The following is a 23,684-nucleotide window of genomic DNA, read 5'->3' on the forward strand; positions in this document are numbered from 1 at the left end:
TTTTAAAATATTATAGTCTTTAATTATGTCAGATAAAGAAATTCATCAAGGTGGCTGCACTTGTGGAGAAAACAGATACGAAACAACTGGTAATCCAGAAAGAGCTAGAGTTTGTCACTGTAGATATTGCCAACTAAGATCAGGAAGCCCTTTTGGTGTTGGTGCTTGGTTTAAAGAAGAAAACGTAAAACACCATTCTCAAAATTATAATCAATACAAATTTGTAACTGAAAGTGGAAATACTTTTGAAACAAATTTTTGTAAAAAATGTGGAACCAGTGTTTATTGGACCATATCAGCACCTGCTTTAAAAGGTTTAACAGCTATTGCTGCTGCAACATTTGATCCACCAAGTTTTTGGTTTGGCGTATCAGGTGAGATTTTTACAAGATCAAAAGCGCCTTATATTGATATTAAATGTGAAGAACAATTTGAGACATCACCTACTTATAATCCAACTAAAAAGGATGAAGATAGGTTTGATGGATCTAAATAGAATTATTTTCCCACAAAAGAGGAAAAAATTCCTCATCTAATAAATCACTATTTTCTTTTTTATATTTTTTATAAGTTTTAGCTGTTCCACCTTCATTTGTTGGATGAAACTTTGCATTACTTGGAACACAATGAGAAACGATTGCTCGTCGATTGTTACTTGAAGTATTTATTCCTGATCCATGCCAGGTAAATCCATGATGAAATGAAACTCCACCAGCTGGCACCTCTACATAAGCAACTTCTATTTGTTTATTATTTTTTTCAGCAAAAATATTTAATTCTTTTTTATAGTCTTCTGGTGAGTGAAATTCTCCTTTAGGAGGTTGAAGCCCCCATTTATGAGAGCCTATTATATACTCTAAAGTTCCAGTATCTTTTGAGGTATCATCTAATGACATCCAACAGGTCATCATTGTTTGAGGAATAAGCCAATCATCATAAGCAGCGTCTTGATGAAAGCCTAATGTTTTTCCTCCTGGTGGTTTCCATAAAACATTATCCTGAACTAATCTTGCACCTTGCCAGTTCATTAAACTAGAGCAAACTTCACCAATTATTTTATGACAAACTACTTTTTTTATTAAATGATCTGCCTTCCAAGCATTACAGATTTGACGAGTTACATCTTCAGGATCTTTACCAAATTTCCAGTTCCATTCATCTGGCTCAATACCTGTTTCAAAATTACCTTTAAATAAAGGCTCAAATTTATTTCTAAGATCTTCAATATAATTTAAATCTAAAAAATTATCTAAAATCAGAAAACCATTATTATTAAACTCTTCAATTAAACTCTCATCAAGCTCAAAGTTTATCATGATTTATTTGGTAACCATGAATGATAAAGTGGATTGTCTTTATCTATAGGAAGTTTAATATTTTTATTTTGTCTTGAAGACTCGTAGACAGCGGTAACAAATTCTAAAGATTTTCTAGCATCTGACAAGGTTACCTCATCACTAGTAGATCCATCTAATTTGTTTGCAATTTCATCAAACATACCTGCATACCAAGATTGTGGCTCTTCTACTTTTGCCAATACTTCATCTATTTGAGCTTGATTAACTGGTGATCTTGGTAAGAAATGCCACTCATCATCCGCTGGACTGTATGGTTTGTCTGGAGATGCACCAGATTCAGCCGTTAATCCATCAAAACAAAAACGAAGTCTACTGGTATCATTTGCTGCTCCAAGTGTAATTGAGCTTGTAACTAAAGTTCCATTTTCCATTTCAATTGATAAAGCTGCACAATCTTCAACTTCAATATCATTTACTCTAGTTGATAATTTAGCAAATACATTTGAAACAGGACCTAAGATCATACTTACCAAATCATGAATATGTATCGAATGACTTAATATAGCTCCACCTTGTTCACCTTCCCAAGTTCCTCTCCATGGTTTTGAATAATATTCTTTTCCTCTATTCCAATGAGTTTCTAAAGAAGCAACCAATGGTTTTCCTGCTAAACCAGATTTTATTAGTGCTTTTAATTTTGAAAATCCTAGACCATACCGATATTGGAAAACTGGAAAAATAATTTTATCTGTTTCTTTACTGATCTTTTCTAATTCATCTACTTCTTTAAGACTTGATACTAATGGTTTTTCACAAATTACATGCTTTCCAGCTTCCATAGCTTTTTTACAAGCTGAAAAATGTAAGTGGGGTGGAAGACATATATCAATAATATCTATTTCTTTTACTTTTAATACTTCATCAAAGTTGAGTGATACTTTTGTTTCGGTGTCATTTGATAAAATGTTATCAATTGCTTCTCTTGTAAGTCCACATAAAGTATGAACGTTAAATCTTTCTTTTACTTTTTGAAAATCTTCATAGTGCTTAGCACCTATGTTTGTTCCAATAATTGCTACTTGATATTTCTTCATTTTGCTTCAGCTTTTAATTGTGCTTTTATTGCAAGTTCCATTGAAAGATAAGTTAATTCCTGTGAGCAAGCAGTTTCAGTTCTGTTGATTACATCATTAATTAAATTTCTAAAGTAGGGAAGCTTAACATCAGAGCAATCGATGTATTTAACTTCTTCATCATTAGCTAAATATAAATGATTACCTTTTTCTGATTTTGCTAAATCTGTATATTTTCTTATTTCAATATAGCCTTTATCCCCAAGGATTAATAATCTTCCATCTCCCCATGTCGGAAGTGCATCTGGAGTAAACCAATCTAATCTAATATAACCATGTCCACCATTACCAGTTAGATTAACTTCTCCAAAATCTTGGAAACCAGGCTTTTCCTTTTTGGTAGTATTTTCTACAAGTGCATGATTAATTTTTGCTTCATTTGAATTTGTAAACACTAAAAACTGATGAATTTGATGTGAGCCTATATCAGTAATTATTCCACCATAACTTTCTCGATCATAAAACCAATCAGGTCTTTCATAGTTTCCTTGTCTATGTGGACCAGTTCCAATTGTTTGCTTTACTTTACCAATTTTTCCTTCGTTAACTAATTCTTCAGCCTTAGCAACAGCTGCAACATGAAATCTTTCTGAAAAATTAACTGACCAAATTTTTCCAGTTTTTTTTACTGTTTGTTTAAGTTCATTTAATTGATCTAAAGTAGTGCAACCTGGTTTATCGACCATTACATCTTTTCCAGCTTTTAAAGCCTCTATTGAATTATCAGCCCTATCTTTTGGAACTGAAGATATTAAAATCATATCAATTGATGGATCATTTAATATTTCTTCCTTATTTTCTTTTCTTTTAATGTTTGGATATTTTGAATTAAATTCCTTTAAGGTTAATGGATCACCTTCTGTCCAAAAGAATTCACAAGTGCATCCTTCTTTTAACATTTCATCCAACATGTCAAAGATATGACCGTGATCAATACCTACAATTCCTAATTTTATATTTTTTTTCATTAATAAATTAAATTTTCAATTTATTTTTTAAATTTTTATAAATTTCATTTGTAACTTCATTCCAATTATTAAAATTTTTTTGATGAAATAATTTAAGAGACTCGTAAGGGTTAATTTTATTAAATTTACCCCATCTCCAGTCAGGGTATGAGCTAATAATACCCCAAGTTTCCTTATTTAGTGAAGCTGACAAATGTAGTAAAGAAGTGTCTGATGAAATAACTAAATCGAGCTTTGGTATTATCGACAACAATTCTTTAAAATTATATTTTCCGAAATCTTCTATTTTTAATGATTTAAAATAATTTAAATCTCTTTCCCAAATTTCATTTTGTAAACAAAAAAAATTAATATCTAACGTAAACAGTTTTGCTAATGACTCAAGTGGTACAGATCTATATGGTTCGTTTGGTCCTATAATTGACCCAGACCAAGCAATACCAACATTTAATTTATTTGTATCAAATTTATTATCCCATTTGTTTGTTATTTCTTTACTGAGATCAATTAAAGTATCATTTTTATTTAATTTTTCTTTGTAAAAAAATTTTAAAATTGAACCAAGGGCAATTTTGTAATCAAAAATTTTATCATGTATTGTATCTTTATCTTGAATTTCCAGGTTAGAAAAATTATTTTTAAAAATATTTTGAATTTTCTTTTGTACCACTAGTGTTACTTTTTTAGATATTTTTAAAAGAGGAAAAATATATCTAGAAAATTGAATAGTATCTCCTAGCCCTTGTTCACAATAAACCAAAATATGTTTACTTTTTAAATCTTCTCCTTTCCATTCTTTTATGTTTTCTAAAATATTTAAATTATTTGAGGACCTGTATTCATAATACTTCCATCCATTTTCAAAATCTCCATCAAATAATTTTCTCATACCTAAAAACGCAAAAGATTCTGTATTTTTTTCAATTTTTTCTTTGTGATTTTCTAATAAAATTTTGCCCTCTTCATTCTTACCTATAATAAAATTCAACTTTATTAATTTTATTAAAAATTTTAGGTTATGTTTGTTTTTTTCTAAAATTTTTATAGCTTCATTGATTTGATTGTTTGATAAAAAATATTCTGCTTTATTATATTTAAACTCAATATAATCCTCATCAAATTTTTCTGCTTTCAAATAAAATAAATCAGAATTTTTTTTATCTTTTAGTTTTAAATAATTAGATAAAATATTGTTAATAATTATCTTATCATTTTGTCCTAAATTTAGAGCCTTTAAAAAATAATTTAGAGAACTTTTTGGTTTATTTTGTTTTAAGTAAATAGAACCTATATTGTTAAAAGCAAAATTTTTTTCTTTGCCATCTAATTCAATACACTTTTTGTAATACTTTAGTGCTTCAGAAAATTTTCTTTTTAAATCAAAAGCAAAAGCAAGCTTATAATTAAAAGAAGAATCAAGTTGATTTTTTTCAACCAACTTTTTTCCAACATTAATCATTTCTTCAACTTTTTTTGTTTTGTTATGAATTATGTAAAGATTTTTTAATGGATCTAAATAATTTTGATTTAATTTAAAAGATTTTAGAAAGGAGGTTTCAGCCATATCTAAATTATTTTGCAAGTGATAAATTACGCCTTTCAAATTATGTATAATATGAACGTTATTGTCGTTCTCACATAATTTGCAAAGTTCTAAAGCTTTATCTAGATCTTTATTATTTATATTTTCAATTATCTTATCTAAATCTGACATCATTATTTTTATATTTGAAGATAAACGATGTACTAAAAAATATTCTCATTAAATAATTTTGGATTTTAAAATATTAGTCGAAGGCACATCTAAAACCAACATAAATTGCATAGAAATTAGATGGTTTGTATTGTGCTCCACTTTTAGAAGTTTTAGAACCTCCATACCACCATGATGCACCAGCTGTTAATGAATTATCATTTTTTTGATCATCTATCCATTCCCAAACATTTCCTCCCATTGCAACTAAACCATTAATTCCTTCTGGTAGTTTAGTTACATCTATATGCTTGTCATAATTTAGTAGTCCTTGAGAGTTCATATTTTTAGCTTCATCCCCACTTGGATATTTATAGACTTTGCCTTTTTCAAACTCTGAAGAATTAAATACTTGCTTGTATGCAGCGTAAGACCATTCATCAAAAGATGGCAGTCTACCATCTATTGATTTACAGTAATCCTCAGCTTCGTATCTACTAACATGTACTGCTGGTTCTAATTCACTATCAGGATTTTCACCGTACGGGGTTTTATATGTCCAGCCAGCTCTTTTTTCCCAACCAGCACCCCATTCATATCCACCACCTGTTTTTTCTGCTTCTGTGATTAAATTATTTTTTTTGGCATAATTTTTAAATTCTTGAATGGTGATTTCATATTTATTTAAAGAAAAGTTTCTAAAATCAATTTTGGTATTTTCAAATGCAAATGTTTTTGAAAACAAAAATAAACTCAAAATAATTAATTTCTTCATTTAATTAGAAGTTTCCTTTTTTATCTGAACCTTTGTAAAAAATATCTTGAAGATTTTGATTTTCTTTTTTTTTAATCAACAAATCCTCTTTGTTCATCAATGATTTTGGTCTTTGAATTATCTCATGGTAATGAAATTCATCAACTCCTCTTGCTAATTGAACACTATTTTTACCTAATACTTGTTTAACATTAGTGCCAATATAACTTTGGATCACAAATCCAATTCTTCTGTTATTACTTTTGTTTATTCCTGAACCATGAACTATTCTTGGATGATGTAATGACATTTGCCCTGCAACAAGTTCAACAGATTTAACTTCATCATCTGGAACATCATTAACTGTTTGACCTCTTGTTAATAAATTTCCTTCATTAAATTTTTCATCATGATCTTTTATTTCTATATGTGATTTAGGCCACATTTTCATACAACCATTTTCCTCATTTGAATCTGTTAAAGCTACCCAAGCAGTAACCCAATTATGAGGTTCTAATCCAATATATTTTGCATCTTGATGATAACTTACGAAACCTTGTTGATTAGGATTTTTTATAAACAAAGTTGTTCCGCATACTAAAATATTTTTTCCAATAATACTTTCTACAGCATCTAATAGTTTTGAATTATGAACTATCGCATCTAGTTTTGGTGAAATTAAATGAGCATTGTATCTTTCTGATTTATCAATTTCATCAGGCATTTCTTTTTCGATTAATTCAATTTCATCTCTTGCTTCTTTAGCTTCTTGTTTTGATAAAATATCAATTGGAGCTAAGTAACCTTGATCTTGGTATTCTTTAAGTTGATTTGAATTTAAATTAGCCATATGCTTTTGGGATGAATATTAGCATATCCTCTATTTATTTTTCACCAGTAAAATCAATTTCGTTTCAAAAAATTAATAAATGCGAGATTAAAAAAAATATTGGAATTATTAATGATCGGTTGTTTGCATTCTCAAGATTATTAGATAGTGGAAAGGCTCAAAAGATGGAGCAGGAGCCTGGTGAGAGAAAATTGATCAACTTTCTTACTTTAAAAAATACACCTATACTTAACAAATATTCATTTGAATTTAATGAAGGAAATCTAGAATTATTTAATGATCAAAAAAAATTATTTTCAATCAATCCTAATAATCCTGAAGAAGTAAGTTTAATAGAACAAGAAGTATTAAATTTAGATGACCAAGTTAAAGGACCAGTATTTCTATTAAAGAATAACCAAAATCCTTTTTTTGATACAAATAGTGGAGGAGAGATAATGAACTCAATATCTTTGATAAATCACAATAGTATTAAAGACTTTGAAAAAAATATGGGCGAAGAAGTAGAGTATCAAAGGTTTAGAGGAAACCTCTATGTAAGTGGTTTAGATGCTTGGGAAGAGAGAAATTGGATAGGTAAAACCATCAATATCAATGGAGCACCCTTTAAAGTTGACGATCATATTCCAAGATGCTCAGCAACCAATTTGAAACCTAAATCAAGTGATATAACTTTTAACCTTCCTCAGAAACTTAAAGAATTTTATGATCACATGGATCTTGGAGTTTATTTAATTCCTTTGGGGGATGGAGAGGTATCTATTGAGGATAAAATTATAATTTAATTTGTTGAACTAGGTTCTTCAAAAACGTTTTTTGTTTCGTTTGTAGCAGTATTATCTAATGTTTCGGGCGTATCTGGGTCTAATTCTAATCCTGCAGGTGTAATGGTTGCAGGTACAGGTGTAAATGTAGAATCTGGATTGTCCACGGTTTCTCTTATTCTCATTCTGTACAAACCAAATGCACCAATTAAAGCATGAACTATAATTAAAAATACAAAAAATCCATTTAATCCAAACCATTCCATAAACAATGAACATAAAATTGGTCCACTAATAGCACCAACACCAAAAATTAATTGAAGTCCCCCTCCAGCAGCTACGAATTTAGATTTTGGTACAAAGTCATTAGTGTGTGCAAGATTTAAAGAAAATAATGGAAGGCATAAACTTGAATAAAGACCAACCGCAATAAAGAAAACTATTTTTTTAAATGCAAGTTCATCCATATAATAAATGTTTTGTATAGGATCATTAGAAGTTAAAATTGACAATAGTGCTAAAGCAGAACTTCCAAATGTAGTTACAACAATTACTCTTCTTCTATCGTATTGATCTGAAAAATATCCAATTGGTCCTTGACCAAATACACCTGCAATCGTTGCAATAAATAATAAAATTGAAGTTTCAAACAGACTGAGTTTAGCAAGAGTTGCATAAACCGAAATTAATGAAAAAAATGCTGCATGAATTACTCCAGTGAAAAAAGAACTAAAAGTTCCAAGAGGAGAGATTTCATAAAGTTCTTTAATACTAATTGTTTCAATTTTTTTAAATTTTGGAGCTGGTCTTTTTGTTAATAAAATTGGAACAAGCGCTAAAGATAAAAGCACAGATACCAAAATAAAAGGTTCATAGGCTTTTGGTTCACTTAAGTTAAGTAACAGCATTCCAACTGCAAGACCAAAATAAATTACCATCATGTAAGCAGATAGTAATTGTCCTCTATTCTTATTAGTTGCTCTGTCGTTTAACCAACTTTCAGTGACAACATAACAACTAACTAAACTGATACCTGTTATAAATCTACTTACTGTCCACATAAATGGATTTACATAAACTACCGCAAGCAATGCACTAAGTGATGCAAGGGATGCAAAAGCTGCAAACACTCTGATGTGGCCAACTTTAGATACAAAATTTGGAGTTGTTCTAGAACCAACAAAGTAGCCGATATAATATCCTGACATGAAGACCCCTGTAGTAAAAACACTAAAGTCCTCAAGTACAGATCTAATACCCATTATCTGCATTTGTAACCCATGAGCTATCATCATGGTTCCAATACCTATAAAGAGGGCCCAGGATTTTTTTACTTCTTTTTGCATTTCTAAATTTTAAGTATCAATAAATTGCGGGCTAAGTAGTTTTGGTTTGTGTTTTTTTTATGGCTAGGAATGAGTGAATAGCGATAGTTAAAATGATCACCATTCCTCCTTGAATTGTCTCCATTGAAGGTTGTTCTTTAACAACCATCCACACCCAAATAGGTCCCAAAACTGTTTCCATTAGAAAGAATAGATTTACTTCAGCTCCTGTTATGTATCTTGGAGCTAGTGTTACCAACACAAAAGGAATGGCCACACAAAGGATACACATCGCTGGAATGATATAAATATCATTGTCTTTTAGCTCAAACGTATCAATAAAGAATAAAGCGACTAATGCAACGACCAGTTTACCAACCACAGCTGAAGGAACCAAGTTTAGACTTTTTCCAGCTCTGATGATTGTTGCTCCTGCTGCAAGACCGCATGCAGTAATAAAACCTAAAATATCACCAAAAATATTTCCTAATTTCACAGAGTCGTAAAATATATAAAGAACACTTAAAAACGTAATTGCTATAGCAATCAAAGTATTTCGATCTGGTTTTTCTTTTAAAAATATTGCACCAAAAATAGCTGACAACATTGGTGCAAGTGCAATCATAACAAGCGTGTTTGCAACATTCGTATTTTGAATTGATAGTACAAATGTAATGTTGGTTATGGAAAACGTAATAATATAAGCAACACCATAAACTGAATTTCCATAAAGTAATTTAAAAAAACTTGATTTATAAATAAACAACATTCCAACAAATACAGTTACAAATGGAATGATGCCTCTATAAAAAACTAATCCCCAAGTATCTACATTTGAAAGTCTAATAAATAAACTATCAGGAGTGATAAACATCACTGCAACAAAAGCCATTAAAGAACCTTTTTGCTGATCAGTTAAATTGTTCATGCTTTTAATTCTTTCCAAAAAGTTTTTGCTAAATTTATTCTTGATAAATCAAAAAAAGTTTTAAGTCCTGTAGGAGAAGTAACATTGATATCTCCATTTAATTTTTGATCTATAAAATCAATCCCTGCAAAATATATATTTTCTTTTTTCAAGTCTTTAGCAATTAATTTTGAAATTTTATTTTCTTGCTTAGTTAAATTGATATTAATCGGTTTGGCTCCTTTGCTCATATTACTTAAATAAGATCCTTTTTTAGGAATTCTAGAAATTGCACCACAGACTTTTCCATTAATTATAAAAACTCTTTTGTCTCCTTTATTAATTTTAGGTAAAAACTTTTGACACATAATATGATCATGCTTTTTAATAAATTTATTAATAAGTTTTGAATTAAATTTATTTAATAAGTGAATATCATTGCCACTATAACTATGAATAGGTTTGATAATTACCTTCTTATGCTTTTTAATAAAATTTTTGATTTCATTTATATCCTGAGAAAAAAGTGTATCAGGCATATATTTTAAATATTTTGTTGAATATAACTTTTCAGAAATATTTCTTATTGATGTTGGGTTATTGATAATTTTAACTTTATTTTTAATAAAATCTAAAATGTAAGTCGTTGAAATATATTCTAAATTAAATGGTGGGTCTTGACGGATTAAAATAAACTTACATTTTGCAAGTTCTAAAGTTTGTTCTTTAATGATTTTATAAAATTTCTTGTTTTGATAATTAAACTTTATGAAGAAGCCTTTAGCTAAAACTTTTTTGTTAATTATTGATAGATTTTTTGGATCGTAATAAAAAATCTTATATTTGTGTTGAATTTCGTTAGCTAAAAAAACACTAGTATCAGTTATAGGGTTTAAGGAAGAGGGGTGGTTGCCTTGAACAGCTACTATTTTATTTGTCATATAATTCTTCTAAATTTTCATCTTTCGAAAATTTACTAATCATATGATCTGCATTTGTAGTCTTATTATCAACTACATTTTGCAAATGATTTAAGAAGATAGTTTCGTTATTTCCTTTTTTACTAATGATATCTCTTTTTTCTAATCCTTTTCTAGAAATGTTCAAAAGAGCAGAAGTCCAATACAATAAGTCTTTACCCATTAATTGAGTATTAAATCCTTTTTGTGGAGCTTCTAAATAAGCATTGATTATTTTATCTGTTTCCCATGAAGAGACTAAGTCGTATGCTTCATCTAAATTTCCATACAACATACCAATATTGAAAGCTGGTCCAGCACATAGGCAATCCCAACCACAGGTATCCATTGATCTAAGCTCAATATATTTCTTCAGTCTATTTTCAGTGAAGATTGTGCTTAAGTGGGTTGTAAGATCAGCTTCAGTTGGAAGTCTATTTCCTATTTCTTCAATTTTTCCATCCATAAAATCTTTAAATGTATATTTTCTTCCAGAAATATACTGATCATTATGTTGAATGAATAAAATTGGAAAGCTCATGACAAATTCTGCATATTTTTCAAAATCTAAACTTTCAAAAAATAATTTAGGCAAACCTCCTCTTGAAGTGCTTTGCCATACTTTAGATCTGTAAGATAAATAATTACTGTTCTTTTTTTCAACTATTGATGAGTTTGCAAATAGTGCAATTGAAATAGGAACAATAGAATTAGCTAGTTTAAATTTTTTAATAAAATCTTCTTCTGAATTATAATCAATATTTAATTGTGTTCCACACGTTCGATACATCATATCTAAACTAAGCTCTCCACCTAGTGGCATGTCTTTTGTCATTAACTCATAACGTTGCTTAGGATTGTTTGGAATATCCTCTAATTTTGAAATAGGATCAAAACCTGCACTAACTATTTTGATATCTAATTTTTTAGTAACTTGTTTTAATTCAAATAAATAATCTTGAGACTCTGCACATGCCTCATGCATATGGTTTAACTTATCACCTGATAATTCAATTTGGTTACCAGGTTCTAGTGTAATATTTTTACCACCTTTATTTAGACCAATAATATTTTCTTTTTCATAAACAGGGTTCCAGCCAAACTCAGTTAAGGCTGTAAACATTTCTTTTACTTTTGGGTAATCAATTCTTTTGTTGTCTTTAGTATTGAACAAGAATTTTTCATGTTCGATGCCAATTCTAAAATCTTTATCTTCTTTGATTCCAGATTTAAAATATTCAATAATTTTCTCTTTATTGTTAATCATGCGCTTTAGATAGTGGATTTTAATTTAATTTAAAGTAAAGAATAGGGCTTTCTTGAGAATATTTTTCTCACCATTGGCGCAAATTCCTCTAATTTCATACTTTTATAGTCTGGATCAAAAGATGCCTGGTCCCATTTTTCACAAAACTCTACAGCATCGTCAAAATATTTATGATCTTTATATTTATCTCTTTGATTTTGATTCTTTCCAAGATGATGCGCGTAATAATACATTTGAAACTCGCCATGCTTTTGAATGATCCAATGTGTTTTTTCTGAAACGTAGGGTTTTAAAACTGAAGCTGCATATTCTGAATGATTAACAGGAGCTAACTCATCTCCAATATCATGTAGTAAGGCTGCAACCACCATTTCCTCATCTGCATTATCTTTAAAAGCTCTTGTTGCTGTTTGCAGAGAGTGTTCAAGTCTAGTTATTTTGTATCCCTCTAAAGTAGAATTTAATCCACTCATAAATTTTAATATTCGATCAGCAGTGCCATCAATATATTTTTGTTCATACTCATCAAGTAACAAATACTCATCCTTGGTTCCATTTTTCATTTCAGTAAAATTTACTGTTTTCATATTTTAATTATTAGATGCTGTACTTAATAAAGAAAGTTGAGTTATTTTATTATCACCCAATTCATCAACAGGTTTGACTGGGTAATCACCAGTAAAATAATGATCTGTTAATTGAGGATAAGCCTCATTTCTTTTGTCAAAACCAATTGCTCTATATAATCCATCAATAGATAAAAATTTAAGTGATTTTGCTCCAATATATTCACAGATTTCATCATTTGTTTTATTTGCTGCTAATAACTCTTTTTTAGTTGGGGTATCTACACCATAAAAATCTGGATATTTGATCTCAGGACAAGCAATTCTAACATGAACTTCTTTTGCACCTGCATCATATAGCATTTTAACAATCTTATAAGATGTAGTTCCTCTAACAAGCGAGTCATCAATTAAAATAATTTTTTTATCTTTAATTGTGCTTTGGTTTGCATTTAATTTTAATTTTACACCCAAACTTCTAATCTGCTGACTTGGTTCAATAAAGGTTCTACCAACATAGTGGTTTCTAATTAGACCATGTTCAAAATTCATTTTTAAGTGTTGTGCAAAACCAAGGGCCGCTGCATTACCAGAATCTGGCACAGGTACAACTATATCTGCTTCAACATCATTCTCTTTTGCAAGCTCTTTTCCTAAATTTTTTCTGTGTTCATAAGCTGTTTTGTTATCAAGTAAGCTATCTGGTCTTGAAAAATAAATATACTCAAAGACACATGGTCTTACTTTTTTCGGAGGGAAGGGTTTGATGCTAGTTAGTTCGTCATTTTCAATTAGCACTATTTCACCATTTTCTACTTCTCTAATAAATTTTGCACCAATGATATCTAATGCACAAGTTTCAGAAGCTAGTACATAGCTGTTTCCTAATTTTCCAATCATCAAAGGTCTAATTCCATATGGATCTCTTACACCTATCAAAGATTTTTGTGTCATCATTACCAATGCATACCCACCTTGAATTTGGAATATAGCATCAATCACTTTATCAATTGTTTTTGATCTTTTAGATTTTGCAATTAACTGAACTATGGTTTCAGTATCAGAGGTAGTGTAAAATATTGCGCCTTCTTCTACGAGCTTGTTTCTTAAAGATATTGAATTTGTTAAGTTTCCGTTATGCGATACCCCAATTCCACCTGCATTAGTATCTGCAAAAAAAGGCTGGATATTTCTTAAAATATTGTTGCCAGTAGTACTATATCGATTATGTCCAATAGCATAATTACCTTTAAGGTTTTTTAAAACTTTTTCTTTATTAAAATTATCACCAACTAAGCCAAATCTTTTTTCTGAATAATATTTTTCCCCATCAAAAGTAACAATTCCACAGCCTTCTTGACCTCTATGCTGCAGTGCGTGCAAACCTAAAGCAGTTAAAGCAGATGCATCTTTTGCATTGCTTATGCCAAATACTCCACATTCTTCTTTTAGTTTTGGATCAAATATCTTCAATTTTTTCTTTAGATTCTTGATATGTTTTTTCATTAGGAAATTCTTCAACAAGATAACTACTACCTTTTTTCAAATATGGAAAGACGTATGATTTATCTAAATTAATCGGCCATTTATCGTAGTTATAAACAATATGTACTCCAGAAAAAATTGATACACATACAATATATGCTTTTACAAACCCAAAAAAGAATCCGAAGGTAGTATCTAAGCCACCGATACCAGTATATTTTATTGCTTTACTGATACCTTTGTTAACTAATAATACCAAAAAGATAACAACTATGAATATTGCAATTCCAAGTCCAACATCAAGAACATACTCGTTATCAATTATATCTTTTACATAAGGTTTTATACGTGGAAATAAAATTAGAGTAATAACGTAGGCCAGGAGCCATTTTGCCATTGAAAGGATGCTTAAGACAAACCCTTTTCTATAACAACTAATTAAAGACCATATTGTTATTGCGATATAGATTAAATCAATAATAGAGGACGCTTCAAAAAAATCTTTAAGAGCATCTACCATTAAGCATCTTTACCAAAAGGTTTAACCACCAATATCAATGCTGGCAGCAAAGTTAAAACCGATATCATTGCAAGTAACATCGCTAGACCTGTAAACATTCCAAAATAGATTGTTGGTATAAATTTAGACAATACTAAAATTGAAAAACCAAATACAATTGTGATTGAAGTATTTAAAATTGCAACCCCAACTGTTGAGTGACAGGTTTTTAATGTGCTGTTGTAATCTTTTAGTTTGCTAAATTCTTCCTTGAATCTGTAGATATAGTGAATACTGTTATCAACAGCAATTCCGATTGTAATTGCAGCAATTGTAATAGTCATCATATCCAATGGAATTCCTAATAATCCAATAATTCCCAAAATAAAGAATGCAGCTATGAAATTTGGCACAACACCAATTAATGAAAGTTTAATATTTCTAAATAAAATAATAAACATTGAGAAAATACCAATCATAACCAAACCAAGTGTCAAAATTTGTGACTTAAACAAGCTTTGGAGTAAATTATTAAATAATATTAATACCCCTGCTAACTTGTAATCATCTTTTTCTAATCCTAATTCATTTTCTAGATCAAAATTAATTTTATTGATTAAGTCATTTCTTCTCAAATTTTCTTGTGAATCTATTATTCTAAGACTTATTCGAGCTTCGTTATTTTCTATTGATAAATACGGATCAATTATTTCTGTTTTAATACTTTCAGGTATTTTTGAATATAATACACCCATCTCTAAAGTACCAAGTGGATTATTATTATTTAGTTGTGTTGCGACATCAATAATTGATGAAAAAGATAAAACTTTACCAACTTGTGGAAGACTATCTAAATAATTATGAACAGATGCAATTCTATCTATTTTATCTTTAGTAAACCAATATTTTTCATCATTTGTGTCTTCTTCGTCTCCCCAATCTTCAAACTCATCATCTTCTTCTGATTTCTTTTCTTCTTTTTTAGGAAATTTTAAAATAACTTCTAGGGGGGTTGTTCCACCTAGCTCTTCATCAATTAATTTCATTCCTTTGTAAATTTCAGTGTTTTTGTCAAAATAATTTATAAAACTATTCTCAACCTCAAGTTTGCTAATCCCGACCACACTTAAGACAATAATAATTCCCGTTGCAGAAAAAATTGTAAATTTGTTATTTAAAGAAATTGAACCAAGTATTGATGTAATTTTAGAATCTTGTTCTTTTTTTAAAGATACATTTCCAGTTGTAGTAAAACTTAAAAGAGTAGGTAGTAAAGTAAAAGTAATTATAAATGATGTAATTAAACCAAAAGTCATCATCCAACCAAAATCTATAATGGGTTTAATTTCACTAAATATTAAAGATAAGAAAGCTAAAATTGTTGTTAAAACTGTATACAATATAGGCCAAAACATTTTACTCGTTGTTAAGGAAATGATTTCAAAATTACTTTTTGTTGGAAAATTTTTTTTCAGCTGAAGAAACCTGGTGCTCATATGAATGTTCATCGCCATTGTAAGAATAAGCATCAAAGCAATAAAGTTTGATGAAATAACAGTTACTTTCCATCCAAGCAATCCAAGTAGACCCATCATAATAATTACAGAGAAAAAACAGCTACTAATAGGAACAATAATCCAAATTAGATTTCTAAATACAAACCAAAGAGTTGCTATAATAAATAATAAAACTCCAATACCAAACACAATGATATCACTTTTAATAAAAGTCATCATATCATCTGCGATCATTGGAATTCCACCTAAGTAAATTTTTCCAACATCGCCATAACTTTGAATTACTTGTCTTATCTCTAAAATGTTTTGATGATTTTGTTTTTTGATTTGATCTTTATAATTTTCAATTTCTTCTCTAGATTTATTTTCTATATTTTCTAATTTTTTATTTTGTTTTATGTTAACAATGATCCCACTTGTCTTACCATCTTCACTAATTACAAAATTTCTAAATACAGGACTGTTTAAAATTTCACCAAATCCTCTTTCTCTATCTACTTCTTCATCTTTTAAAGTTTTAAAGCTTTCTAATCTTTCCTGCAGCGGTGCATCTGAATTATTTAAAAGCGGTATATCTAAAAGTGTAATAACACTATGAACCCAATCTAAACTTTGAATTTTGTATTTTATACTCAGTAGATTATTTATTGAAGAATCTGTAACCATACCTTCATTAGGAGTGTAAGTGAGAACTAAAAATTCCTTAGACCCATATCTTTCTGTAATTTCTTGCAAGTATGCGAGATCTGGATCTCCATCAATTAACAATGTTTCTGATGAAGCATCTAGCCTAAAGTCTTTAGAATAATACCCAAAACTTAGAATAGAAATCAGGAGCAATGCAAATATTGCCTTTGGGTTCTTTAAAACTAAGTTTTGATACATTTGAGCTAACATTAGCTCTTTTATATTGGAAATTAATTAGTTTGAGTATCTTTAAATTTGGTAAATCTTTCCTCAAACTCAAGTGTAACATTACCAATTGGACCGTGTCGTTGTTTCCCAATTATAATTTGCGCTAAGTGTGCTACTTCATTCATTTTTGCTTGCCATTCAGCGTGTTCCACAGTTGCTTCTCTTGGTTCTTTTCTAGATAGATAATATCCTTCTCTGTAAACAAACATTACAACATCAGCATCCTGTTCAATTGAACCTGATTCTCTTAAATCTGCTAATTGAGGTTTGTGATCATCTCTTTGTTCAACCTGTCTTGATAACTGTGAAAGTGCAACAACTGGAACAGCAAGTTCTTTTGCAATCGCTTTAAGACCTTGAGTAATTTGAGAGATTTCCTGAACTCTACCGTCTTTATTATAGGTTGTTCCTCTCATTAACTGAATGTAATCGACAACAATCATATCTAATCCAAATAGTCTTTTAATTCTTCTTGCTCTGTTACTTAGTGCTGCAATGCTAATAGCTGGTGTTTCATCAATATAAAGTGGGAGTTCAGCAATATTTTTTGAAGTTTCTAAAAATTTATCAAACTGATCATCAGAAATTCTTCCTCTTCTAATATCGTTTGAGCTAATTCTTGCTTGTTCTGAGATAATACGAGTTGAAAGCTGTTCAGATGACATTTCTAAAGAGAAAAAAGCTATAGAAGATTTTTTACCACTATCTTGTAGTTTTTGAGCAGCATTGAATGCAATGTTTGTTGCAAGTGAGGTTTTTCCCATTGATGGACGACCAGCGATAATGATCAAATCAGATTGGTGCAAACCTCCAAGTTTATCATCTAAATCTCTGAGACCTGTTGGAACTCCAACAATTCCCTCCTCATTTTTATATGCAGCTGAAGCCATCTCTATAGTTTGTTTCATTGCATCATCAAATTTTATAAGAGAAGAATTGAAAGATCCTTTTTCAGCCAAATCAAATAATTGTCTTTCAGAATTCTCAATTATGGTTTGACCGCTAGTATCAAGGTCATTTAATTTTGCACTATCTATAGTTTCTTCAGAAATTTTTATTAGCTCTCTTCTTACAAACATATCGTATATTATTTTTGAATATTCTACTGCTTGTCTAACAGATGTGGAAAATTTAGTTACTTTTACTAAATACTCTGGAACATTGATTTCATCTTTTTCATCCTCAAAATAATTTTTTAAAGTAATGGGATTAGCAAGCATACCTTTGTAGATAAGGCTTTCGATGGCATCAAATATCTTTTGATGCATAGGATCATAAAAATTAATAGATGAAATAATTGTATTAACCTCATCAAAAATATCATTGCTCACTAGTATTGAACCAATTACAGATTGTTCTGCTTCAATGTTGTTTGGTAATTCTTTGAATTTATCTTTAACTATGCTTAAGTTGTTTTCCATAAAATAAATTTACAGAAAAAAATTATTATTTAAATTTTAATTTTTAGCTGTTGAAAAGAATGTATAATTATTGAATTGTATCAGCTGAGGTAACGTTAACTACTATTTCAGCATCAACTTCAGAGTGTAAAGAAATTTTAACTTTGAATTTTCCTAAAGATTTAATTTCTTCAACTGGTTGTATCATTGAAGGTTTGATTTCAATATTATTTTCTTTTTGAATAAGTTTTGAAATTTCAGTCGGTTTCACTGAACCATAAAGTTCATTATTTTCGGTACTTAATTTTTGAACAGAGTATTCTTTGTTATTTATTTGTTCTGCAATTTTAGCTGCTTCTTGTTTTCTTTCATTATCTTTTTTAGATAATTCAGCTTTTATTTTTTCAACTTCTTTTATGTTTTCTTTTGAAGCATAAAGAGCTTTTTTGTTTGCAATCAAAAAGTTTCTAGCAAAACCTCTCTTCACGTCTATTACTTCTCCTACAGATCCAATTCTTTTAACGTTTTCTAATAAAATAACTTTCATTATATTAAAGCTAGGTTTCTTGCTCTTTTAATAGATAAAGATAATTCTCTTTGTTTTTTTTGAGATACGTTTGTAATTCTTGATGGTAAAATCTTGCCATTTTCTGAAACATATCTTTTTAAGAGTTTTATGTTTTTATAATCAACTTTAGGAGCACCTTTTACTGAAAGTGGACAAGTTTTTTTAAATTTATATTTATTTGGTTGAAAAATACTTAATTTTGCAAAGTTGCTTTGTTTTCCTTTTTTATTTCCACTTTGTCTTTTTGGCATTAGTTTTTGTTACTTTCTTTGTTTTCACTATCATCTTTTTTTCCAAAGTAATTTGCATCTAAATCAAACTCTTTTACTCTTACTGTTAGATATCTTAATAATTTTTTATCGATAGCTTCACTTTTTTCCAATTCTTCAACTACTTTACCTTTACCTTTAATCTTAAAGTGAATGTAACTTCCTTTTTTATTTTTTTTAATTAAATAAGAAAGGTTTAGAAGGCCCCAGTTCTCAGTTTTTACAACTTCGCCTTCATTTTTTTCAACAATTTTTGAATACTTATCAGTTAACTGCTTCAACTCACTTGGAGATGTATCTTGTCTAGCTATTATAGTATGTTCGTATAAGTTCATTTAAGTTCTTTAATAAAATGTGAGGATATACTATTATAAAAGTTCAATTACAATAGATAAAAACACAAAATTAGTAATATTTTTATATGTTTTCAGTAATATTTCCAGGTCAAGGATCTCAAATAGTTGGAATGGGAAAAGAGTTTTATGACAAATTTGAGCTTGTTAAAAGCCTATTCAAAGAGGCTGATGAAACATTAAATTATTCAATTTCAAAGCTAATATTAGAAGGACCTAAAGAAGAGCTTGATTTAACAGCAAACACACAACCGGCAATTTTTTTAATAAGTTATTCTATATTTAACGTTATTAAAAAAGAATTTAATATTGATCTAAATAAAGCAAAATATTTTGCTGGACATTCTTTAGGTGAGTATTCCGCTTTATCTTGCGCTGGGTATTTAAACTTTGCAGAAACTTTAAAAATTTTAAGAATCAGAGGTGATGCTATGCAAAATTCTGTGCCAAAGGGTGAGGGTGGTATGGTTGCTGCACTGGGTTCAACTGTTGAAGTAATAGAAAAAATATTCAAAGATAATGAGTCAAAATTTATATCACAAATAGCAAATGATAATTCAGAAGGGCAAATAGTTTTGAGTGGAAAAACTCAAGATTTAGAAAAATTAATTGAAGTATTAAAAGAGAATTCAATTAAAAATATAAAACTTCCAGTGAGTGCTCCTTTTCACTGTAGCCTTATGAGTAAAGCAACAGAGATTATGACAGAAGAATTGAACAAAATTTCATTTTCTGATGGAAGAAATAAGTTAATTTCAAATGTAACAGCCGAACCTGTTGCAAGTACTGAAGATTTAAAATCACTATTAATAAAACAAATTGAAAATAGAGTAAGATGGAGAGAGAGCGTCTTAAATATGATAAATAGTGATGTTGATCATTTTATAGAAATTGGACCTGGGAAAGTTCTGTCAGGTTTAGTAAAAAGGATTAATAGAGAAGTGAAAATTAATGCGATTAACAGTATAGAGGATATTGAAAATTTAAAAATATGAATGATTTAAATGATAAAAATATAATTATTACAGGCGCATCTGGAGGAATAGGAAATTCAATTGTAAAAAAATTATATCAAAGTGGTGCTAATATTTTAGCCTCAGGAACAAGAATCCAGAAACTTGAAGAGTTAAAAAAGGAATTTGAAAAAATAAATATTTTAAAGTTTGATATATCTCAAAGTGAAAAAATTGAGGAATTCATTGAAAATGCAACAAAAGAACTAGGTGGTAGTTTGGATTGTATAGTTAATAATGCAGGTATCACACAAGACAACTTGGCAATTAGAATGAGTTTGGATGATTGGAAACAAGTGATTGATGTTAATTTAACGTCAACATTTTTGATGAGTAAATTTGCTATAAAAAAAATGTTAAAAAACAAATCTGGAAAAATAGTTAATATTACTTCTGTTGTTGGACATACAGGAAATTTAGGCCAAGCTAACTATACCGCATCTAAAGCAGGCATAGTAGCTATGTCAAAAAGTTTGGCAATTGAATATGCCAAGAAAAATATTAACGTTAATTGTATCTCGCCAGGATTTATCAAAACTGCGATGACAGATAAGATAGATGAAAAGTTTAAAGAAACTATCATATCGAAGATACCTTCGGCACGCCTTGGTGAGCCTGATGATATTGCAAATGCTGTAGTTTTTTTATGCTCAGATCAATCTAGCTATATTAATGGTGAAACCCTGCATGTTAATGGTGGCATGTATATGGCTTGACAAAATAGCTTTTTAAACTATTAACGAAATATAACAAAAAAGGATCAATATGTCAGAAGACGTTTCAAGTAAGGTAAAAAAAATTGTAGCAGACCATTTAGGTATCGATGAAGCTAAAGTAACTGAAGAATCGAGTTTTATAGATGATTTAGGAGCTGATAGTTTAGATACTGTTGAGTTAGTGATGGCTTTCGAAGAAGAATTTGGATCTGAAATTTCAGACAGTGAAGCTGAGAAAATTTTAACTGTGGGAGATGCAGTTAAGTTTATCGAAGGAAAAGCTAACTAGAAATTTCAATGCCCTTAAAAAATGATGGGGTCATGATTATACTTTCCTCTCCGTCTGGAGCAGGAAAAACAACACTAGTAAAATTATTGTCAAAAAAAGACAATTTTGTCACATCTATTTCACATACTACAAGAAACCCAAGACCTGGTGAAGAGCATAATAAGGATTATTTCTTCGTTGAAGATGAAGAGTTTAAAAGATTAATAAAAAACGAAGAATTTCTTGAATATGCAAAAGTGTTTAGCAATTTATATGGCACAACAAGAACTCCAGTAATTAATAATTTAAGTGGAGGAAAAAATGTTTTATTTGATATTGATTGGCAAGGTGCTGATCAAATTAAAAATAAAAAATTAGATTATAAATTAATTACTTTCTTTATCCTTCCACCAAGTAAGGAGGTTTTGTTTAAAAGACTTTCAAATAGAGATATGAAAGATAAATTAATTGCTGAAGAAAGAATGCAACAATTCGAAAGAGATGTTTTACATTGGATAAATTACGATTATGTAGTCATTAACGATGATATCAATAAATGTTTCGAAAAAATTTCAAATTTAATAGATGCTGAAATTAATTATGGCTCTAAAGATTATGATTTAAATTTTATTAGAGATCATGTTGATAAATTAACCAATTAATTTTTCATACTCTTCAGTTAATTTATAATAAGTTTCAAAATTTAAGTTTTGAGGTCTTAAATTAAGATTTATTTTAAGCTTTTCTAAAACTCTCAGGTCACCATTAAAAATTTTATTGTAAGGTTTTTTTATCATTTTTCTTCTATTGCTAAAAAAAATTCTTGTAATTTTTTCTAAATTTTTAGGATTTTTAATTTTGAAAAAATCTATTTTTGGAGTGAAAAAAAGTAAGGAGCTGTCAACTTTTGGTTTTGGTTTAAAAGAACTTGGTTTAATATCTGAAATTTTGATTATATTTAATTTCCAATTAGCTAAAACAGACAATCTTCCATAGTTTGAGCTGTTAATTTTTGCTGTAATTCTATCCGCAACTTCTTTTTGAAACATTAAAATAAGAGCTTCAAACCAGAAATTATCACTTAAGTTAATTATCCATTTACTTAATATTTCAGTGGAAATATTATAAGGCAAATTACCAAAGACAATTATTTTTTCTTCAAACAAATTACTTTCATTAATATTTAAAATATCATCGTTAATTACTTCTAAATTATTTAAATATTTATTTTTTAAAGCCTCTGCAAAATTATTGTCTTTTTCGACCACTAAAACTTTTTTAGGTTTTTTTTTTAAAATATAATTTGTTAAATTTCCTGTGCCAGGGCCAATTTCTAATATAGTTTTATTTTCAATATCAATAGTATTTACAATCATTTCTAGAATTCCATGGTCTATAAGAAAATTTTGGCCTAAACTTTTTTTTGCTTTAATCAATTTTTATCTAAAAATTTTATTGCCTGAATTAAACTTAATGGGTTTGACAAATTTGTCCCCATCATTTTTTCATTTGGTCCATGGTCTGGAGAAACTCTTAAAAAGGGCAATCCTAACGTAATATTAATTGCGTCATACTCAAAAATAGTTTTTATTGGAGTTAATACTTGGTCATGATACATTCCAATTATAACATCAAAATTTTTACGATTGCTTTTTATGAATGCAGTATCAGCTGAAAGTGGGCCTTTCAAGTTATAACCATTCTTTCTCATTTTATTTATCAAAGGCTTTATAATTCTTTCATCTTCATTATATTTTGAAATACTTTCACAATGGGGATTGAGACCCAATATGCCTATCTTAGGCACTTTGTTCAAAACATTTTCATAAAAACTTTGTATCAAAATAACTTTTTCTTTTATGTTACTCTGATTTATTTTTCTTGAAACAAATTTTATCGGTAAGTGAGTGGTAACAGGGCATACTGATAATTTTTTGTTAAAAATCAACATGCATGTTTTTTTTTTCGAAAATTTTTTTGTAAGTAATTCTGTTATCCCTAAATACTTTTTATTTAAAAAATGTTTTTTTGATACTGGTCCATTAATAAATCTAGTAATTTTTTTTTCTTTGATCAATTTGAATGCCATTTTGAAGCAATTGTTGATAAATATATTTGTTTTATTAGATATTTTACCAAAAGCTTTGGCTTGACTGTAATTTATATTAATTAAATTTATAGATGAGCCCACGAGACT

The 23,684-nt window shown here is 29.0% G+C and carries 26 protein-coding genes; 6 read left to right on the forward strand and 20 right to left on the reverse strand.

Annotation, left to right across the window (positions count from 1 at the left end):
• Positions 1 to 25 precede the first annotated feature (25 nt).
• Positions 26 to 496 (forward strand): GFA family protein, encoded by a 471-nt coding sequence (locus ACTTA5_RS03395; RefSeq protein ID WP_440647924.1) that lies wholly within the window; start codon positions 26 to 28, stop codon positions 494 to 496.
• On the opposite strand, the gene ACTTA5_RS03400 is transcribed toward ACTTA5_RS03395, so the two are convergent.
• The 6 genes from ACTTA5_RS03400 to ACTTA5_RS03425 form a co-directional block, all read right to left on the reverse strand.
• A complete protein-coding gene (locus ACTTA5_RS03400; protein WP_440647926.1) occupies positions 489 to 1,316 on the reverse strand; it encodes a phytanoyl-CoA dioxygenase family protein in 828 nt (275 codons plus the stop codon). The genes ACTTA5_RS03395 and ACTTA5_RS03400 overlap by 8 nt on opposite strands.
• The gene (locus ACTTA5_RS03405) at positions 1,313 to 2,392 is read right to left on the reverse strand and encodes a Gfo/Idh/MocA family protein (protein WP_440647928.1); all 1,080 of its coding nucleotides are present in this window, start codon (positions 2,390 to 2,392) and stop codon (positions 1,313 to 1,315) included. Before ACTTA5_RS03405 ends, ACTTA5_RS03400 begins: the two co-directional genes overlap by 4 nt.
• Entirely contained in the window at positions 2,389 to 3,399 is a 1,011-nt protein-coding gene (locus tag ACTTA5_RS03410) for a Gfo/Idh/MocA family protein (protein ID WP_440647930.1), read from the reverse strand. The genes ACTTA5_RS03405 and ACTTA5_RS03410 overlap by 4 nt, the downstream gene beginning before the upstream one ends.
• A gap of 7 nt (positions 3,400 to 3,406) precedes the next feature.
• The gene (locus ACTTA5_RS03415; RefSeq protein WP_440647932.1) at positions 3,407 to 5,116 is read right to left on the reverse strand and encodes a glycosyltransferase family 9 protein; all 1,710 of its coding nucleotides are present in this window, start codon (positions 5,114 to 5,116) and stop codon (positions 3,407 to 3,409) included.
• A 70-nt stretch (positions 5,117 to 5,186) separates the two neighbouring features.
• Entirely contained in the window at positions 5,187 to 5,867 is a 681-nt protein-coding gene (locus tag ACTTA5_RS03420; RefSeq protein WP_440647934.1) for a formylglycine-generating enzyme family protein, read from the reverse strand.
• Positions 5,868 to 5,871: 4 nt separating this feature from the next.
• Positions 5,872 to 6,696 carry a phytanoyl-CoA dioxygenase family protein gene (locus ACTTA5_RS03425; protein ID WP_440647936.1) on the reverse strand — a complete coding sequence of 275 codons (825 nt, stop codon included), beginning with the start codon at positions 6,694 to 6,696 and terminating at the stop codon, positions 5,872 to 5,874.
• An 11-nt stretch (positions 6,697 to 6,707) separates the two neighbouring features.
• Between ACTTA5_RS03425 and ACTTA5_RS03430 the strand changes: the two genes are divergently transcribed.
• Positions 6,708 to 7,481 (forward strand): MOSC domain-containing protein, encoded by a 774-nt coding sequence (locus tag ACTTA5_RS03430; RefSeq protein WP_440647938.1) that lies wholly within the window; start codon positions 6,708 to 6,710, stop codon positions 7,479 to 7,481.
• On the opposite strand, the gene ACTTA5_RS03435 is transcribed toward ACTTA5_RS03430, so the two are convergent.
• From ACTTA5_RS03435 to rpsF, 12 genes are all read right to left on the reverse strand, one after another.
• Complete coding sequence (locus tag ACTTA5_RS03435) at positions 7,478 to 8,806, reverse strand: MFS transporter (RefSeq protein WP_440647940.1); 1,329 nt, start codon at positions 8,804 to 8,806, stop codon at positions 7,478 to 7,480. The genes ACTTA5_RS03430 and ACTTA5_RS03435 overlap by 4 nt on opposite strands.
• 31 nt (positions 8,807 to 8,837) lie before the next feature.
• The gene (locus tag ACTTA5_RS03440) at positions 8,838 to 9,713 is read right to left on the reverse strand and encodes a DMT family transporter (RefSeq protein ID WP_440647942.1); all 876 of its coding nucleotides are present in this window, start codon (positions 9,711 to 9,713) and stop codon (positions 8,838 to 8,840) included.
• A complete protein-coding gene (gene gshB, locus ACTTA5_RS03445) occupies positions 9,710 to 10,633 on the reverse strand; it encodes a glutathione synthase (RefSeq protein ID WP_440647944.1) in 924 nt (307 codons plus the stop codon). Before gshB ends, ACTTA5_RS03440 begins: the two co-directional genes overlap by 4 nt.
• The gene (locus ACTTA5_RS03450; RefSeq protein WP_440647946.1) at positions 10,623 to 11,918 is read right to left on the reverse strand and encodes a glutamate--cysteine ligase; all 1,296 of its coding nucleotides are present in this window, start codon (positions 11,916 to 11,918) and stop codon (positions 10,623 to 10,625) included. The genes gshB and ACTTA5_RS03450 overlap by 11 nt, the downstream gene beginning before the upstream one ends.
• A 29-nt stretch (positions 11,919 to 11,947) precedes the next feature.
• Entirely contained in the window at positions 11,948 to 12,505 is a 558-nt protein-coding gene (locus ACTTA5_RS03455; protein ID WP_440647948.1) for an HD domain-containing protein, read from the reverse strand.
• A 3-nt stretch (positions 12,506 to 12,508) separates the two neighbouring features.
• The gene (gene purF, locus ACTTA5_RS03460) at positions 12,509 to 13,990 is read right to left on the reverse strand and encodes an amidophosphoribosyltransferase (RefSeq protein ID WP_440647950.1); all 1,482 of its coding nucleotides are present in this window, start codon (positions 13,988 to 13,990) and stop codon (positions 12,509 to 12,511) included.
• Positions 13,944 to 14,489, reverse strand: a complete 546-nt coding sequence (locus ACTTA5_RS03465) for a CvpA family protein (RefSeq protein ID WP_262589562.1) — start codon at positions 14,487 to 14,489, stop codon at positions 13,944 to 13,946. Before ACTTA5_RS03465 ends, purF begins: the two co-directional genes overlap by 47 nt.
• Positions 14,489 to 16,882: an efflux RND transporter permease subunit gene (locus ACTTA5_RS03470; protein ID WP_440647952.1), complete on the reverse strand. Its 2,394-nt coding sequence runs from the start codon at positions 16,880 to 16,882 to the stop codon at positions 14,489 to 14,491. The genes ACTTA5_RS03465 and ACTTA5_RS03470 overlap by 1 nt, the downstream gene beginning before the upstream one ends.
• Before the next feature lie 20 nt (positions 16,883 to 16,902).
• The gene (locus ACTTA5_RS03475) at positions 16,903 to 18,321 is read right to left on the reverse strand and encodes a replicative DNA helicase (protein WP_440647954.1); all 1,419 of its coding nucleotides are present in this window, start codon (positions 18,319 to 18,321) and stop codon (positions 16,903 to 16,905) included.
• A gap of 67 nt (positions 18,322 to 18,388) precedes the next feature.
• Positions 18,389 to 18,847, reverse strand: a complete 459-nt coding sequence (gene rplI / locus ACTTA5_RS03480; protein WP_440647956.1) for a 50S ribosomal protein L9 — start codon at positions 18,845 to 18,847, stop codon at positions 18,389 to 18,391.
• Positions 18,847 to 19,119: a 30S ribosomal protein S18 gene (gene rpsR / locus ACTTA5_RS03485; protein WP_262589558.1), complete on the reverse strand. Its 273-nt coding sequence runs from the start codon at positions 19,117 to 19,119 to the stop codon at positions 18,847 to 18,849. The genes rplI and rpsR overlap by 1 nt, the downstream gene beginning before the upstream one ends.
• Complete coding sequence (gene rpsF / locus ACTTA5_RS03490; RefSeq protein WP_440647958.1) at positions 19,119 to 19,472, reverse strand: 30S ribosomal protein S6; 354 nt, start codon at positions 19,470 to 19,472, stop codon at positions 19,119 to 19,121. Before rpsF ends, rpsR begins: the two co-directional genes overlap by 1 nt.
• Before the next feature lie 86 nt (positions 19,473 to 19,558).
• Here rpsF and fabD point away from each other — a divergent pair, with 86 nt between their 5' ends.
• The 4 genes from fabD to gmk are packed head-to-tail and all read left to right on the forward strand — an operon-like array spanning position 19,559 to position 22,149.
• Positions 19,559 to 20,485 (forward strand): ACP S-malonyltransferase, encoded by a 927-nt coding sequence (gene fabD, locus ACTTA5_RS03495; RefSeq protein WP_440647960.1) that lies wholly within the window; start codon positions 19,559 to 19,561, stop codon positions 20,483 to 20,485.
• Positions 20,482 to 21,219 (forward strand): 3-oxoacyl-[acyl-carrier-protein] reductase, encoded by a 738-nt coding sequence (gene fabG, locus ACTTA5_RS03500; protein ID WP_440647962.1) that lies wholly within the window; start codon positions 20,482 to 20,484, stop codon positions 21,217 to 21,219. The genes fabD and fabG overlap by 4 nt, the downstream gene beginning before the upstream one ends.
• 49 nt (positions 21,220 to 21,268) lie before the next feature.
• On the forward strand, positions 21,269 to 21,508 hold the full coding sequence (locus ACTTA5_RS03505) for an acyl carrier protein (RefSeq protein WP_008544320.1): 240 nt from the start codon (positions 21,269 to 21,271) through the stop codon (positions 21,506 to 21,508).
• An 8-nt stretch (positions 21,509 to 21,516) separates the two neighbouring features.
• Positions 21,517 to 22,149: a guanylate kinase gene (gene gmk, locus ACTTA5_RS03510; RefSeq protein WP_440647964.1), complete on the forward strand. Its 633-nt coding sequence runs from the start codon at positions 21,517 to 21,519 to the stop codon at positions 22,147 to 22,149.
• Here the strand turns inward: gmk and rsmA are convergent.
• Complete coding sequence (gene rsmA / locus ACTTA5_RS03515; protein WP_440647966.1) at positions 22,138 to 22,923, reverse strand: 16S rRNA (adenine(1518)-N(6)/adenine(1519)-N(6))-dimethyltransferase RsmA; 786 nt, start codon at positions 22,921 to 22,923, stop codon at positions 22,138 to 22,140. The two genes, gmk and rsmA, sit on opposite strands and share 12 nt — an antisense overlap.
• A partial coding sequence (locus ACTTA5_RS03520; protein WP_440647968.1) for a 4-hydroxythreonine-4-phosphate dehydrogenase PdxA occupies positions 22,920 to 23,684 on the reverse strand: 765 nt, incomplete at its 5' end. The genes rsmA and ACTTA5_RS03520, both read right to left, overlap by 4 nt.

This window comes from Candidatus Pelagibacter sp. HIMB1521 (genome assembly GCF_052047875.1).
Classification (GTDB): domain Bacteria; phylum Pseudomonadota; class Alphaproteobacteria; order Pelagibacterales; family Pelagibacteraceae; genus Pelagibacter.

What these genes read in the sequence shown, in the direction of transcription:
- ACTTA5_RS03435 (WP_440647940.1), bottom strand. Translation starts at nt 8,806, where the DNA reads ATGCAAAAAGAAGTAAAAAAATCCTGGGCCCTCTTTATAGGTATTGGA.
- ACTTA5_RS03395 (WP_440647924.1), top strand. Translation starts at nt 26, where the DNA reads ATGTCAGATAAAGAAATTCATCAAGGTGGCTGCACTTGTGGAGAAAAC.
- ACTTA5_RS03405 (WP_440647928.1), bottom strand. Translation starts at nt 2,392, where the DNA reads ATGAAGAAATATCAAGTAGCAATTATTGGAACAAACATAGGTGCTAAG.
- ACTTA5_RS03470 (WP_440647952.1), bottom strand. Translation starts at nt 16,882, where the DNA reads ATGTTAGCTCAAATGTATCAAAACTTAGTTTTAAAGAACCCAAAGGCA.
- fabG (WP_440647962.1), top strand. Translation starts at nt 20,482, where the DNA reads ATGAATGATTTAAATGATAAAAATATAATTATTACAGGCGCATCTGGA.
- gmk (WP_440647964.1), top strand. Translation starts at nt 21,517, where the DNA reads ATGCCCTTAAAAAATGATGGGGTCATGATTATACTTTCCTCTCCGTCT.
- ACTTA5_RS03465 (WP_262589562.1), bottom strand. Translation starts at nt 14,489, where the DNA reads ATGGTAGATGCTCTTAAAGATTTTTTTGAAGCGTCCTCTATTATTGAT.
- ACTTA5_RS03400 (WP_440647926.1), bottom strand. Translation starts at nt 1,316, where the DNA reads ATGATAAACTTTGAGCTTGATGAGAGTTTAATTGAAGAGTTTAATAAT.
- ACTTA5_RS03505 (WP_008544320.1), top strand. Translation starts at nt 21,269, where the DNA reads ATGTCAGAAGACGTTTCAAGTAAGGTAAAAAAAATTGTAGCAGACCAT.
- ACTTA5_RS03475 (WP_440647954.1), bottom strand. Translation starts at nt 18,321, where the DNA reads ATGGAAAACAACTTAAGCATAGTTAAAGATAAATTCAAAGAATTACCA.
- ACTTA5_RS03440 (WP_440647942.1), bottom strand. Translation starts at nt 9,713, where the DNA reads ATGAACAATTTAACTGATCAGCAAAAAGGTTCTTTAATGGCTTTTGTT.
- rpsF (WP_440647958.1), bottom strand. Translation starts at nt 19,472, where the DNA reads ATGAACTTATACGAACATACTATAATAGCTAGACAAGATACATCTCCA.
- rplI (WP_440647956.1), bottom strand. Translation starts at nt 18,847, where the DNA reads ATGAAAGTTATTTTATTAGAAAACGTTAAAAGAATTGGATCTGTAGGA.
- rpsR (WP_262589558.1), bottom strand. Translation starts at nt 19,119, where the DNA reads ATGCCAAAAAGACAAAGTGGAAATAAAAAAGGAAAACAAAGCAACTTT.
- ACTTA5_RS03420 (WP_440647934.1), bottom strand. Translation starts at nt 5,867, where the DNA reads ATGAAGAAATTAATTATTTTGAGTTTATTTTTGTTTTCAAAAACATTT.
- ACTTA5_RS03455 (WP_440647948.1), bottom strand. Translation starts at nt 12,505, where the DNA reads ATGAAAACAGTAAATTTTACTGAAATGAAAAATGGAACCAAGGATGAG.
- ACTTA5_RS03415 (WP_440647932.1), bottom strand. Translation starts at nt 5,116, where the DNA reads ATGATGTCAGATTTAGATAAGATAATTGAAAATATAAATAATAAAGAT.
- ACTTA5_RS03410 (WP_440647930.1), bottom strand. Translation starts at nt 3,399, where the DNA reads ATGAAAAAAAATATAAAATTAGGAATTGTAGGTATTGATCACGGTCAT.
- ACTTA5_RS03450 (WP_440647946.1), bottom strand. Translation starts at nt 11,918, where the DNA reads ATGATTAACAATAAAGAGAAAATTATTGAATATTTTAAATCTGGAATC.
- purF (WP_440647950.1), bottom strand. Translation starts at nt 13,990, where the DNA reads ATGAAAAAACATATCAAGAATCTAAAGAAAAAATTGAAGATATTTGAT.
- gshB (WP_440647944.1), bottom strand. Translation starts at nt 10,633, where the DNA reads ATGACAAATAAAATAGTAGCTGTTCAAGGCAACCACCCCTCTTCCTTA.
- ACTTA5_RS03430 (WP_440647938.1), top strand. Translation starts at nt 6,708, where the DNA reads ATGAATATTAGCATATCCTCTATTTATTTTTCACCAGTAAAATCAATT.
- fabD (WP_440647960.1), top strand. Translation starts at nt 19,559, where the DNA reads ATGTTTTCAGTAATATTTCCAGGTCAAGGATCTCAAATAGTTGGAATG.
- ACTTA5_RS03425 (WP_440647936.1), bottom strand. Translation starts at nt 6,696, where the DNA reads ATGGCTAATTTAAATTCAAATCAACTTAAAGAATACCAAGATCAAGGT.